This is a genomic window from Modicisalibacter coralii, from assembly GCF_004117855.1.
Classification (GTDB): domain Bacteria; phylum Pseudomonadota; class Gammaproteobacteria; order Pseudomonadales; family Halomonadaceae; genus Modicisalibacter; species Modicisalibacter coralii.
Window position 1 is genome coordinate 20,954 of sequence record NZ_QWBW01000022.1, and the last position, 13,526, is coordinate 34,479.

10 protein-coding genes are annotated in these 13,526 nt (G+C 65.5%); 3 read left to right on the forward strand and 7 right to left on the reverse strand.

Going from position 1 to position 13,526, the window contains the following annotated elements; all coding sequences use genetic code 11:
• Window positions 1–8 precede the first annotated feature (8 nt).
• Entirely contained in the window at window positions 9–1,706 is a 1,698-nt protein-coding gene (locus D0901_RS13050; RefSeq protein WP_129140741.1) for an L-lactate permease, read from the reverse strand.
• 371 nt (window positions 1,707–2,077) lie between these two features.
• On the opposite strand from D0901_RS13050, the gene D0901_RS13055 reads away from it, so the two are divergent.
• Window positions 2,078–2,797: a glutathione S-transferase N-terminal domain-containing protein gene (locus D0901_RS13055; RefSeq protein WP_129140789.1), complete on the forward strand. Its 720-nt coding sequence runs from the start codon at window positions 2,078–2,080 to the stop codon at window positions 2,795–2,797.
• A gap of 71 nt (window positions 2,798–2,868) precedes the next feature.
• Here D0901_RS13055 and D0901_RS13060 read toward each other — a convergent pair whose 3' ends face one another.
• On the reverse strand, window positions 2,869–4,164 hold the full coding sequence (locus D0901_RS13060; protein WP_129140742.1) for a hypothetical protein: 1,296 nt from the start codon (window positions 4,162–4,164) through the stop codon (window positions 2,869–2,871).
• Window positions 4,165–4,655: 491 nt separating this feature from the next.
• Here D0901_RS13060 and betC point away from each other — a divergent pair, with 491 nt between their 5' ends.
• Entirely contained in the window at window positions 4,656–6,170 is a 1,515-nt protein-coding gene (betC, locus tag D0901_RS13065) for a choline-sulfatase (protein WP_129140743.1), read from the forward strand.
• Window positions 6,171–6,374: 204 nt separating this feature from the next.
• Complete coding sequence (locus D0901_RS13070; protein WP_129140744.1) at window positions 6,375–7,061, forward strand: glutathione binding-like protein; 687 nt, start codon at window positions 6,375–6,377, stop codon at window positions 7,059–7,061.
• A 57-nt stretch (window positions 7,062–7,118) separates the two neighbouring features.
• Here the strand turns inward: D0901_RS13070 and D0901_RS13075 are convergent, their stop codons facing one another.
• The 5 genes from D0901_RS13075 to D0901_RS13100 all read right to left on the reverse strand — a co-directional run bounded on the left by D0901_RS13075 (window position 7,119) and on the right by D0901_RS13100 (window position 13,284).
• Window positions 7,119–7,538, reverse strand: a complete 420-nt coding sequence (locus tag D0901_RS13075) for a GNAT family acetyltransferase (protein WP_129140745.1) — start codon at window positions 7,536–7,538, stop codon at window positions 7,119–7,121.
• A 274-nt stretch (window positions 7,539–7,812) separates the two neighbouring features.
• Entirely contained in the window at window positions 7,813–9,999 is a 2,187-nt protein-coding gene (locus D0901_RS13085; protein ID WP_129140747.1) for a TonB-dependent siderophore receptor, read from the reverse strand.
• Window positions 10,000–10,147: 148 nt separating this feature from the next.
• Window positions 10,148–12,187 carry an FUSC family protein gene (locus tag D0901_RS13090; RefSeq protein WP_129140748.1) on the reverse strand — a complete coding sequence of 680 codons (2,040 nt, stop codon included), beginning with the start codon at window positions 12,185–12,187 and terminating at the stop codon, window positions 10,148–10,150.
• Between the two features lie 9 nt (window positions 12,188–12,196).
• On the reverse strand, window positions 12,197–13,063 hold the full coding sequence (locus D0901_RS13095) for an efflux RND transporter periplasmic adaptor subunit (RefSeq protein WP_129140749.1): 867 nt from the start codon (window positions 13,061–13,063) through the stop codon (window positions 12,197–12,199).
• Window positions 13,063–13,284 (reverse strand): DUF1656 domain-containing protein, encoded by a 222-nt coding sequence (locus tag D0901_RS13100; protein ID WP_129140750.1) that lies wholly within the window; start codon window positions 13,282–13,284, stop codon window positions 13,063–13,065. Before D0901_RS13100 ends, D0901_RS13095 begins: the two co-directional genes overlap by 1 nt.
• Window positions 13,285–13,526: the final 242 nt, after the last annotated feature.

Below are 13,526 nucleotides of genomic sequence, written 5' to 3' on the forward strand. Positions count from 1 at the left end.
GGGGCGGGTCAGCCCCCCAGCAGGCCATCGGTGACGTGAAGCCCGTAGAAGGCGATCAGACCGATGATACCGGCGAACAGCACGTAGTAGAGGGTCGGCAGCAGGGTCTTGCGCAGGGTGACCCCCTCGCGGCCCAGCAGGCCCACCGTCGCGGAGGCCGCCACCACGTTGTGGATGGCGATCATGTTGCCGGCCGCGGCACCCACCGCCTGCAGGGCCACCATCATCGCCGTCGACAGCCCCAGTACCTCGGCGACGTTGAACTGGAAGTCCGAGAGCATCAGGTTGGAGACGGTGTTGGAGCCGGCGATGAACGCCCCGAGCGCACCCACGGTCGGCGCGAACAGCGGGTAGATGTCGCCTACGCTGTTGGCGACGAAGCGCGCCATGGCCACCGGCATCGACACCAGATCCGCGCCGTTGACGCCGGAGTTGATCAGGATGCGCACCATGGGAATGGTGAACAGCAGCACGAAGCCGGCGCCCAGCAGGGTGCGGGTCGACTCGTTGAAGGCGGCCTTGACCTCGCTGCCACGCATGCGATGCATGCCGATGGTCAGCAGTACCACGAACACCAGGATCCCGCCGGGCAGGTAGAGCGGTTGCACGCTGCCCGAGATGCCGGTTTCACCGAGGATGTCGCTCCAGCCGAGACTCAGCGAGGTCAGGGCGTCCTTGAGCGGCGCGATGGTCCGCGACAGCACCAGGAACACCGCCAGCAGCACATAGGGGACCCAGCCCATGAACACCGAGATCGGCGTGCGGCCGGCGACCTGGTCGGTCTTGATCTCGAGATTGCCGCGCCATTCGTCGGGCCACTGCTCGGCGTCGGGGAAGTCCCAGGTCTCGCGGGGCAGCAGAAAGCCCTTGCGCGCCGCCGGGACGACGATCGCCAGACCCACCATGGCGCCGATCATCGACGGGAATTCCGGCCCCAGCAGGACCCCGGCCAGCATGTAGGGCACCACGAAGCAGACCCCGGCGAAGAGCGCGAACGGGGCGATGGCCAGGCCTTCGCGCCAGGAGCGATTGGCGCCGAAGAAACGCACCATGATGGTTACCAGGATCAGCGGCATGAACAGGCCGATGATGCCGTGGGTGATGGCCACCTCGGAGGTGATCAGGCGGAAGTAGTGCTCCCAGCTGGAGCCGTCGGCGACCAGTTGCTCGGTGATGCCGGACTTGTGCAGGCCGCCGCTGACACCGACCACGATCGGCGTGCCCACCGCTCCGAACGACACCGGTGTGGACTGGATCATCATGCCCACCACCACGGCGCCGAGTGCCGGGAAGCCCAGGGCCACCATCAGCGGCGCGGCCACGGCGGCCGGGGTGCCGAAGCCGGAGGCCCCCTCGATGAAGCAGCCGAACAGCCAGGCGACGATGATCGCCTGGACTCGACGGTCCGGACTCAATCCCGAGAAGCCGTTGCGGATCGCGGCGATCCCCCCGGAATGCTTGAGCGTGTTGAGCAGCAGGATGGCACCGAAGATGATCCACAGGATCGCCACGGTGAGAATCAGCCCCTGGAAGGTCGAGGCCAGCACCCGGGAGAAGGACATGTCCCAGGCCAGCAGGGCGATCAGCGCGGTCACCACGAAGACGATCGGCATCGCGGTACGTGCGGCCATTCGAAAGCCGATCAGCAGGATTCCCGCCAGCAATAGCGGCAGGAAGGCCAGTAGGGCGAGAAGCGATTCACTCATGAGGCACTTTCCCTCTTGTTCTTGTCCAGCCTGGCGGCCGGGCGTGACAGGTCGTTTGCAGCGCATGTCGGCGCGAACACCGAAGCGGCTTGGCAGCCGAGTCGGAACGATAATCGGGAATCGGGACGTTGGCCATCCTTGGAAAATTGGTTTGACCAATGCTGCGCTGCGCTTAAATAGGCTGTTTTAATTTTTAAAAACAAAAAGTTGAGATGGTTTTTCCGGGGTTTTTGAAAGGCCCAAGTCTGAGAGATTGGTCAAATCATTAGACTAATAGATAATGGGGCGGGAGATCGATCGACGACGATGGCAGGGGCCCGGACATGATGATAGCGTTCCGGATACCCATTCATCGAGGATGCGAGGTGGCCATGACACGCCTGCTCTACGACCTGTGCGGCATCGACGAGGATCTGCGCTTTTCCCCCTATTGCTGGCGCGTCAAGTACGCTCTGGCCCACAAGGGGCTGGACTATCAGACTCAGCCCTGGCACTTCACCGACAAGGACGCCATTGCCTTCTCCGGCCAGGGCAAGGTGCCGGTGCTCGTCGATGGCGACGAGACCGTCACCGACAGTTACGAGATCTTTCGCTATCTGGATCGGGTCTATCCCGACAGACCCCTGCTGGGGGGCCAGCCGGCCGAAGCCCGGGCGCGTTTCTTCAAGTTCTACGCCGAGCGCAACCTGGCGCCGGCGGTCATCAAGACGGTCATGATGGATCTCTACAACGCCGTGGCGCCGCAGGATCGCGCGTATTTTCGCGAGACGCGCGAGAAGGCCTTCGGCCGCACGCTAGAGGAGGTCCATGCGCCGAGCCGGGGGTTGAGTCAGCTCGATCTGGCGCTGGAGCCGTTGCGAGCCCGCTTCGGCGAGGCCGACTTCGTCGACGGCGATGAACCCGCGGGGGCCGACTACCTGCTGTTCGGCACCTTCATGTGGGCGCGCTGCGTGTCGGCCGCGGACCTGGTCTCGAACGCCGACCCGGTCCATGGCTGGGTGGAACGCATGCTCGACCTCTACGACGGGCTGGGCCGCAAGGCGCAGCGCAGCATCGATAGCGTGGGTGCCGCTGAACCGGAAAGCCCGTGAGCCGGCCATGAAAAAGCCCCGCTCGAAATCGGGCGGGGCAAGGCAGCTATCGCGGTAAGGTCACGGGCGCCTCAGAACGTCAGCCCGAAATGCGTCTGTACGCTGGTATGCCAGTTGTCGTCCACCGGTGAACCGAAGTAGTTCAGGCCGTTCTTGTTGGTGACGATGTCGAACCAGGCATAGTAGGGGCCGGCCGTTACCTTCATCCCCAGGTCGTTGAGCATCGGGTCGTCCATGTCGCCGAAGCCACCGTTGATCGGCGAGTAGTCGTCGGCGGCATCCATCATGCTGAAGTCGTTGTAGAAGTAGAGGTTCTCCACGGGCCCCCAGTTGACGTCCATGCTGTAGGCCAGGCTTGCCGAATAGGTCTCGCCCTCGGCCGGAATCAGGTAGTTGAAACCGAAGGCACCGATCTGCAGGACGTTGTCGGAAATGCCCGAGGCCGATTCCGCCGGGTTCTCGGGATTGTATTCGTAGGTAGTGGCCTGCAACTGGGTCCGCCAGTTGCCGTAGCTGCCGTTCAGCCCGACCGCGGCCTGCCAGTTGTCGCCGCTGTCGCCGGTACGCGTGTTGTAGAGCTGACCCCCCTTGGCCGAGAGGTTGACCTCGGTGGTGTAGTCGCTGCCCTGGCCGAAGGTGTAGGCGATGCGGCCGGCGAGCTGGTTCTCCTCGCTGTTGCCCTGGGCGCTGTCGCCCACGGCATTGGCGCCGTAGTGCTCGTTGCCGTCGCCGAGCTGATCGCTCTTGAAGAAGGCCAGCGAGGTATCCCAGGCGCCGGCGCTGTGATCCCACTTGATACCGGCGTTCTGGTTGTCGTTGAAGCCTGCCAGATAGGGCAGGTTGCCGTACCAGCCGAGATACCCGTAATCCATGTTGCCGAACGGCGTCTGTACCAGGCCCAGCTTGACGCTGTCGTGACGGGTGACCTCGTAGCCCAGCCAGCCATGCTGCAGAAAACGATAGCCGTTGTAGAAGCGGTACTGCAGCGAGTAGTTGAACTGATCGTAGCCGCCGCTGATGCCGAGGTTGAACTTGCCGAAGTCGAGATCCCCGCCGGTATCCTTGTCGCGCTCGCTCCAGTCGTTGAAGGTCGAGCCGAACTCGAGCTGACCGTTGATCTCGGTGCGCTTCATGGCCTCGAGAATCTGGCTGTTCTCTTCGGCCAGTTGACGGGTCTGATCCGACTCGGTGGTGGCAGTCTGGCTCTTTTGTTCGTCGAGCTGGGTCTGGAGCTGCTGGATCCGGTTGCGTAGTTCCTGCAACTGGCGCTGGACGTCGGCGTCGCTGGTCTGTTGTGCCAGCGCCGGTGTCGCCAGCGTGAAGAGTGTTGTGGTCAGACCAATAGCCTTGAATGATCTCTGCTTCACGGTGTTCTCCTTGCGTGAATCAAGCGAAAACGGGCCATGTCGGCCCTGTGTGAATGCCGATTGTCGTTGTCTGGCGACAAAAGCCTACCAGATGTTTACAAGATTATGAATATTCTGCTACTTGTTTGTTTGGATATTATTAGTTAATTATCAAACTATGTGATGCCCGTGTCTCTTTCCGCCGTCTTCAAGAACCTCGTCGGCTGCGCGAGCGAACGATCAGCGGGGGCGTCTTGCCAGGCGGCGGTCTCATCGGCTCGGGGCGAGGCGCACGGCAGGCCGGGTACGCTTCCGGGGGCCGTGGTGGGGATCGAGAAAATGCATGCCGACGCGGCCCTCGTGGAGCTCCGGTGAGGGACGGGGGGCGATGCGGAGCCGTCAGGCCCAGCCGGGCTTGGCCTGAGAGGTCGAATTGATCGTTGGTGCCGGACGCCCCGCCAGGTGCAGGCTGACGTTTCACGCACGAAACCCAGCCACGAGACGGTGACGGCATGAAACGACCCAACATTCTGGTGCTGATGGCCGATCAGGTGAACGGCACCCTGTTCGAGGACGGTCCGGCGGACTTCCTGCACCTACCCCACTTGAAGAAACTGGCCGAGCGTGCCGCCCGGTTCAACCGGGCCTACACGCCGAGCTATCTCTGCGCGCCCGGCCGGGCGGCCTTCATGTCGGGACAGCTGCCCAGCCGCAACGGCGTCTACGACAACGCCGCGGAGTTTCGCTCGGCGATCCCCACCTGGGCCCATCATCTGCGTCGGGCCGGCTACGAGACCTGTCTGTCGGGCAAGATGCACTTCGTCGGTCCCGACCAGTTGCACGGCTTCGAGACGCGGCTGACCACCGACGTCTATCCGGCCGACTTCGGCTGGACGCCGGATTACCGCAAGCCGGGCGAGCGCATCGACTGGTGGTATCACAACCTGGGCTCGGTGACCGGCGCCGGGGTGGCCGAGATCTCCAACCAGATGGAGTACGACGACGAGGTCGCCTTCAACGCCGAGCAGAAGTTGTTCGATCTGTCGCGGGGGCACGACAAGCGGCCCTGGGCGTTGTGTGTGAGCTTCACGCACCCCCATGACCCCTACGTGGCGCGTCGCCGGTTCTGGGACCTGTACGCGGACTGCGAGCATCTCGAGCCACGGCAGGGCGCCATGGCGTTCGACGAGCTCGACCCCCACAGTCAGCGCCTCTTCGAGGCCAACGACTACACCCGCTTCGACATTCAGCCCGAGGACGTGCGCCGGGCGCGTCGCGGCTATTTCGCCAACCTCTCCTACATCGACGACAAGATCGGCTCGATCCTCGACGTGCTGGAACGCACGCGCATGCGCGACGACACGATCATCGTGTTGACCTCCGACCACGGCGACATGCTCGGCGAGAAGGGCCTGTGGTTCAAGATGAGCCCGTACGAAGGCTCGTCGCGGGTGCCGTTGATGATCGCGGGCCCGGGGATCGAACCCCGCTCGATCGACGAGCCGGTGTCCAATATCGATGTCAACGCCACCCTGGCCGACCTGGTGGGCATCGATCTGTCCGAGATCGCCCCCTGGACCGACGGCCAGTCGCTGCTGCCGCAGATGCGTGGCGAAAAGCGTGACGCGCCGGTCTACATGGAGTACGCGGCCGAGGGCTCCTACGCGCCCCTGGTGACCATCCGTGCCGGCAAGTGGAAGTTCAACCACTGCGAGATCGATCCGCCGCAGTTGTTCGATCTCGAGGCCGACCCCCAGGAGACGACCAACCTGGCCGCGGATCCGGCCCATGCGCGGGAACTGGCCGCCTTCCAGGCCAAGATGCGCGAACGCTGGGACATGGCGCGATTCGACGCCGAGATCCGCGAATCCCAGGCCCAGCGTCTGATCGTCTACGAAGCGCTGCGCAACGGCCATTACTACCCCTGGGACCACCAGCCGTTGAAAGTGGCCTCCGAGCGCTACATGCGCAATCACATGGATCTCAACGAGGTCGAGGAAGCCCAGCGGTTTCCGCGCGGCGAGTGATCGCCCGGGCAGGCCGGTCATGCGTCAGACGAGCCGGCTGGACGGCCCGTGCCGAGGCTGCGTGGGCCGTTGCTTTGCGTGAGCCGCGCGGTGTTGTCGCCGGCCTGGTGTCGCACCGCGATCCGGACTATGGCTGAATGGAGCGAAGGCCCGGTCGGTCAGGGCCTTGCCCGGCGACTGTCAGCGGCGGTAACAGGAGGTTCCATGATCGATCTGTACTACTGGACGACACCCAACGGCCACAAGATCACGCTGTTCCTCGAGGAGGCGGGGCTCGACTATCGGCTGCATCCCGTGAACATCGGCCGCGGCGAGCAGTTTGCCGCCGAATTCCTGGAGATCGCCCCCAACAACCGGATCCCGGCGATCGTCGATCGCAATCCCGCCGACGGCGGTCAGCCGCTGGCACTGTTCGAGTCGGGGGCAATCCTCGAATACCTGGCCGACAAGAGCGGCCAGTTCCTGCCGGCGAGCGGCCGCGAGCGCTACGTGGTGCTGCAGTGGCTCTACTGGCAGATGGGCGGCCTGGGGCCGATGGCCGGCCAGAACCATCATTTCCGCAACTATGCCCCGGCGCGTATCGACTATGCGATCGAGCGCTACGCCAAGGAGACCGCGCGGCTCTACGGCGTGCTCGACCGGCGTCTCGAGGATCACGAGTTCGTCGGCGGCGACGCCTACAGCATCGCCGACATGGCGATCTGGCCGTGGATCAAGCCGCACGCCAGGCAAGGGCAGGATCTCGAGGACTTCCCCCATGTCCAGCGCTGGTTCACGGCGATCGGCGAGCGTAACGGCGTCCGGCGCGCCTATGCCCGGGCCGAGACGGTCAATCCCCGCGATGGCGTGGAGATGGACGACGAGGCGCGCCGGCATCTGTTCGGCCGATGATCCGCTGCATGTGACGCGACGCCCGGCCAATGGCCGGGCGTCGCGTGTCGAGGCTCGCTAATCGTCGGCGATCAGCCGCTTGCCCAGCGTCACGAACTCGCCGGTGTCGTAGCCCAGCCCTCGGTAGTAGTCGACCAGTTGCGGGTGCTCGTGGCGTACCATCAGCATCAGCTTGGGGCAGCCGCGGGCGAGCAGGGCGTTCTCCACGGCGGCGAGCATCCGCCTGCCGAGCCCGCGCCCCTGGTGTTCGGGCGCCACCGCCAGGTAGTGCAACCAGCCGCGATGGCCATCGTAGCCGGCCATGGCGCTGGCCATTACCCGGCCCTCGATCTCGCCGACCAGGAACAGGCTGGGGTCCTCGGCCAGCTTGCGGGCGATATCGCGCTGAGGGTGGTTCCAGGGGCGGGTCAGCGCGCAGCGCTCCCAGAGCGCGACGACCGCGGCTTCATCCTCGTGGCGGAAAGGGCGGATCTGCATGATGTCCGGGGCTCCGGTGGTGGGTTCGAGCCCCTATCGTAACGAAGGAAACGCTGCATAAATGCCTGCGCGGACTCGGCGCCCCCAACGAATCGCTTCGTTGCGTGGTACTGGGGCGCCAGCCCGGTCGAAAACTCGCCTAACTTCATGTTATGTCTCGTTTTCTGTGTTCCATGCGCCTCGCGCTTCATCCCGCTCGTCGATTTATTCAGCATTTCCCGAATACGCCGGCCCCCGAAGAGGCCGACGGATCCGCGTCGCTGCGGGGGCGGGCTCAGAACCGATAGGAGAGGGTGCCCGTCACGCTGCGTTCGGCGCCGTAGTAGCAGCGACCCGCGTTGTTGCACTGGGCGATGTACGTCTCGTCGAACAGGTTCCTGACGTTGACCCGGGCGCTCCAGTCGTCGGTGAGGGCATACCCCAGGGCCGCGTCGACGAGGGTCTCGCCGCCGGTGTCGAGCGTGCCATAGTCCAGGGACTGCGGCGGGTAGGCGTAGGAGCTTCCCAGATAACGGACGCCCAGGCCGGTCTGCAGACCGCGCAGGGCACCCTGCGTGAAGGCGTAGTTGGCCCACAGCGAGGCCTGGTGCCGGGGAACGCCGGTAACCTGCCTGTCCTCGTAACGCGATCCGGCGTCGTCGGTGATCCGGGCGTCGGTATAGGTATAGGCCGCCGTCAGGTTGAGGTTGTCGGTGATGTCGCTCTTGAGCTCGACTTCCACGCCCTTCGAACGTGTCTCGCCCACTTGCCGGTAATCGCCCGCCAGGTTGTCGTAGGTCACGTCGTCTTCCTTGGTCAGGTCGAAGTAGGCGACGGTCAGCGAGGTGTTCGAGCCGGCGGGTTCGTACTTCACGCCCAGCTCGATCTGATCGCCGGTGATCGGCTCGAAGGTGTCACCGCCGTTGGTGGAGAACTGCTGGACGGGCACGAAGGTCGTGGCATAGCTGATATAGGGCGACAGACCGACATCGAACTGATACATCAGGCCCGTCTGCCAGGTGAGTTCGTTGTCCGTGCGCGTGCTGCCGTCGTTCCCGGGCGTACGGTCGTCGTACTCGCTCCTGGCCCAGTCGTAGCGCGTGCCGACCAGGGCGATCAGCCCTCCCGTCCTGGCTTGCCATTGCGTGTAGGCGCCCGCCAGTTCCTGGGTGATCTCGTCGTCCGAGGACAGGGTCGAGGTCCGCGGCTCGCCGGTGTACCGCGGGTCGAAGACATCGATCAACTGGAATTCGCCACCCGCGATGTTGCCGATGTACTGGACCTGATCGAACGAGGTCCTGTCGTAACTGGCGCCGAACAGCAGGGTATTGTCGAGCGCACCGGCCGTGAAATGGCCGACGAGCTGGTTGTCGATCGAATCGACCCGGGTGTCGTTGTCCCGGTCGCGACCATAGGCGCCCACGAAGGGCCCGTAGCCCCGGTCGACGAAGGACCACCAGGTTTCCCGGCGCTCGACCCGGGAGCGCACATGGCGGGCGTTCTGACGGAACGTCCAGGCGTCGTCGAACCGGTGCTCGTATTCGTAGCCCAGCGTCCAGAATTCGCGATCGAAGGTATCCCAGTCGGGATGCCCCAGGTTGGTGTCGGTATCCAGTCGGCCACCGGCACGTGACAGCAGGGTGCCGGCCGCCGGCAGCCCCAACTGGATCTCGGTGTCGTCCTTCTGATACTGGGCGAGCAGGGTCAGGGTGTCGCGGTCACTGAGGTCGATGGCCAGGGAGGGCGCAATGTAGAGACGATCGTCCGGCACGCTGTCGGTCTGGGTATCGGCGCGACGCCCCAGGAAGACCAGCCGACCTCGGACGCGGTCGTCCCCGGTCAAGGCCCCCGATACGTCGGCGGAGACCTGGCGGCGGTCGTGGGTGCCGTAGCTCAGGTTCACTTCGCCGCGCCGCGCCGCCGTGGGTCGCTTGCTGACCAGATTGACCAGGCCGCCGGGGACGTTCTCGCCATACAGCACCGATGTCGGGCCCTTGAACACTTCCACCCGCTCGAGCCCGTAGGGTTCCGCCGAGGTGGCATAGGCATTGGACTGCATGCGCAGGCCGTCCCGATAGGTGCCATAGCCGTAATCGCGCTGGTTCATGCCGCGGATGTAGAAGATGTCGCCGGCCAGCGCGTCGCCCGCCGGGTAGTTGGCCGCGGAAACGCCCGGTACGTATTCGAGGATATCGCCGAGCGTCTGAGCGCCCTGGTCCTCGATCTGCTGGCGGGTCACCACGGACACCGATCGCGGCGTCTCGGCCAGTGGCGTGTCCGTCTTGGTGGCCGTCAGGCTGCGTTCGGCCTTGTAGCCCTTGTCGGGGCCGCGTGGCTTCTGCTTGTCGGCGGTGACGGTGATGGCGTCCAGCGACATGGCCTCGCTGCTGTCCTGCGCGGCGACCGGAAAGGAGGCCATTGCCACCATCGTGGCCAGCAGGCTGGTGTGGAAAGGCGAAAGACGTCTGTGCGTTGGCTTCATGGCCGGCTTCCGTTGTTTTTCGTGGATCGGGCGTTCCCCGATGGCGGACATTATCGGAAGCCAATACTAATGTAAATAATAGTTATTATCAGTAATGGGCTGGGGCAGCGATTACCGCCGGGCCGCCCGGCGAGCGGCCCGGGCGCGCCTAGCGGGAAGGTGCCTTCGCCGAGCGCGCGGCGATGCGTTCGGCCTGTTCCCGCAGCGTCAGGCCCAGGCGCTCGAGCATGCCCTGCAGCAGTTCGATCCGGGCCTCGGGCAGCGCACGGTGTTCCCGGACCGTCTCGAGCAGGGTGTGGCCGGCGTCGTCCAGTGTCGGCGAGGTGCAACCATCGGCACAGCGTTGGTAGGCCGCGGCCAGGGCCTGCTGATAGTCGCGTCGGGCGCGGCGCACCGGCGCGGCGCGGGTGTCGTCGAGCCACTGGCGCAGGCGCAGGCTGCTGGCACCCAGGTCCAGCCCGGAGAGGCCCAGCGCGAACAGGTGGCGCTGGTCCTCGGGCAGCATGTCGTCGTGGCGGGCCAGGGCCAGCAGTCGGTCGGCGATATGCCCGCTGAAGCGCGTCTCGGCCTCGCCCAGCGAGCCCTGGTCGAGGCGCCGCAGATCCCGGGCGATGGCACCCACCAGCCGCCGTCGGCGCAGCGTGGCGCCGAGGCCGGGCAGCAGCCGGAAGCTCATCACCACGGCGCTCAGGCCGATGATCACCGCGATCGCGCGATTGGCGAAGCTGTCGAAGGAGAAGTCCATGCCGTTGCCGGGCATGGTCAGCAGGATGTTGAAGATGGTGAAGGCCAGGCAGTAGCCCATGGTCCGCGGGTTGCCGGCGCCCAGCAGGCCGAGGAACAGTGGCGTGCCGAAGAGCATGGCGAGCATCGGGTAGCCGTTGGCCTGCGACAGCAGCACATGGCCGAACAGGAAGGCGCTGGGGATCGCCGCCAGCATGCCCTTGTAGAACATCAGGGTGATCGCCACCGGGTTGTCGCGGCTGGCGAAGAACGCGGAGAACAGGGTGCCGAGCAACATCGCCACCTGGCCGTTCGACCAGTGGGTGAGAATCCAGAAGGTGGCCAGGCAGCCGAACACGATGCCGGCGCGCAGCGCGTTGACCCCGGCCGCGAGATGGTCGCGATGCCAGGAAAGCCGCCCGCCGCGCACATGCTTGCTGCCGGGGGTGACGATCGCCTCGCGGGCATCGAGCATGACGATGGCGTGACCGAGGATGTCGCGCAGCCCCAGCACGAGGCGCCGCTGCAGGGGCGCGCGGCGGGTCTCGTCGAGCTCCAGGGCGCGGTGGCGCAGTGCCTGCAGGCGGCGTCTCGCGGCCGGAACGCCTTCGACATCCTCGGCCTCGCGGAAACCCCGGGCGCACTCGCCGGCCAGTTCGCGGATGTCGGTGTCGAGCGTCTCGCGGGTGTCGCGCAGCAGGTGATGCATGGCGTGCAGGGTGGCGAAGAAGCGCAGCGTGCGCCGGGTCAGCACGTGAGTGGCGCGGACGCGGCCGTTGCCCTCCGGGCCCTCGTAGCGGGCTGCCTGGCTGTCGGTCTCGAGCTGGGTCAGCGGTGCCAGGCTGCCGGTCAGCGAGGCCTGCAGTTCGGCGTCGTCGCGACTCGCCTCGAGGCGCTGAGCGGCCTGCAGAAAGGCCTGGTTGATCACCGTGTTGGCCTGATCGGCCAGATGCTCGCGTACTCGGGTGGGCCACAGCAGCGAGCTGACCAGCGTCGCGCAGATCGCCCCCAGCCCCAGTTCCGAAAGACGCGCCACCGCCACGTCGAAGACGCTGGCCGGGTTGCTGCCGGCGATCACCACGATCAGCATCGCCGTCACCGCGGCCATGATGCAGCCGTAGGAGAAGTTGTTGCGCAGCAGCGAACTACCGTAGGTACACAGCATGATCCAGGCGGTGAGGGTGATCAGTGCCGGTACCCGTGCCTGGACGAACAGCGACATGATCACGGTCCCGGCCACGGCGCCGATGAAGGTGCCGCCGATCTGGCACAGCCCCTTCTCGATCACCATGCCGCTCATCGGTCGGATCTGCAGGAAGGCCGCCGAGATCAGCGCCCAGTAGGGGCGGTCGAGATCGAACCAGAGCGCCAGATAGAGCGCCAGGAACATCGCCAGGGTCGCCTTGATGGCGAACTTGACCGCGCTCGCCGACGGGGTGAGATAGGCCTCGAGAAGAGCGGGCATGGCCACGGCTCAGCGCTTGGCGTCGTCGAGGATGCGGACCGTGGCGGTCATCCCGGCGCTGAGCAGCGTCTCGTCGGGAATGGCGTCGAGCTCGATGCGTACCGGAATGCGCTGGGCCAGGCGCACCCAGTTGAAGGTCGGCTGGACCTGCGGCAGCAGTTCGCTGTTGGCCGTGGTGTTGGCGTTGGCGATGCCGCGGCCGATGCCGGCGACGTGGCCCTGCAACCGGGTGTCGCCGCTCATCAGGGTGATCTCCGCGGGGTCGCCGAGGTCGATGAAGGGCATCTTGGTCTCTTCGAAATAGCCGGTGACGTAGAAGGAGTGCGACTCGACCAGCGCCATCACCGGGTTGCCGGCGGTGACGTAGTTGCCGGCGTTGAGGTGCAGGTTGAGGATGTGGCCGTCGACCGGGGCGGTGACGGTGGTACGCTCGAGATCCAGTTCGGCGCTCGCCAGATCGGCCTTGGCCTGGTTCAGTTCGGCCTCGGCGACCCGCGTATTGATGCGCGCGATCTCCTGGTTCTCGTCGCTGATCGCCTGGTTGCTCAGGCGCTGGCGGCGCGTCTGCTCGTGGCGCTTGAGCTCCAGGGTCGCCTGGCGTTGGTCGACCACCGCCCGGGCCTTGTCGACGGCCGTCCGATAGCGGGCGTCGTTGATCGTGAACAGCGTCTCCCCCTTGCGCACCGCGGCGTTGTCCTGCACCGGCAGGCTGGCGACCCAGCCCGAGACATCGGGGGCGATGGTGATCACGTTGGCGCGAACCCGGCCGTCGCGGGTCCAGGGCGTGTACAGGTAGTAATACCACAGCCACAGGCCGGCGGCGATGGCGGCGGCGACGATCAGCAGGGTGATGAGAATGCGAAGCGACTTGCGCATCAGGCGGCCGTCCCGTTGGCGAAGGAGAACATGAAAGCGATGGCGGCGGTCAGGATGACGAACAGCGCGGCGTCGAACCAGGCCTCGTACCAGAGTACCTGCTGGCTCATGAAGCGATGCAGCAGGGTGCGCACGGCGACGGCGCAGAGAAAGCCCAGCAGGGCATAGAGCAGCAGCGGGCTCAGATAGATACCCCCCACGGCGATTTCACGAAGTCCCATGGTGTGTCCTCTCGTTTCCCTACGTGGCAGGGCTGCTCGCGCGAGGCGTCATGGTAGCAGGACGGCCGGCGCGACTCACCGTCCCGATGACACGGGCCGGGCCCGCTCGGGTATAGCGTTGACCAGTGGACCAACGGACGCTTTGTCTATCCCCGGTCGCCCGCTTATGCTGGATGTCAGGGCTGGTGTCACGAAGGGTCACGCCCGCCGATCGACGATCAACAATCAAGGTCAGCAATGGA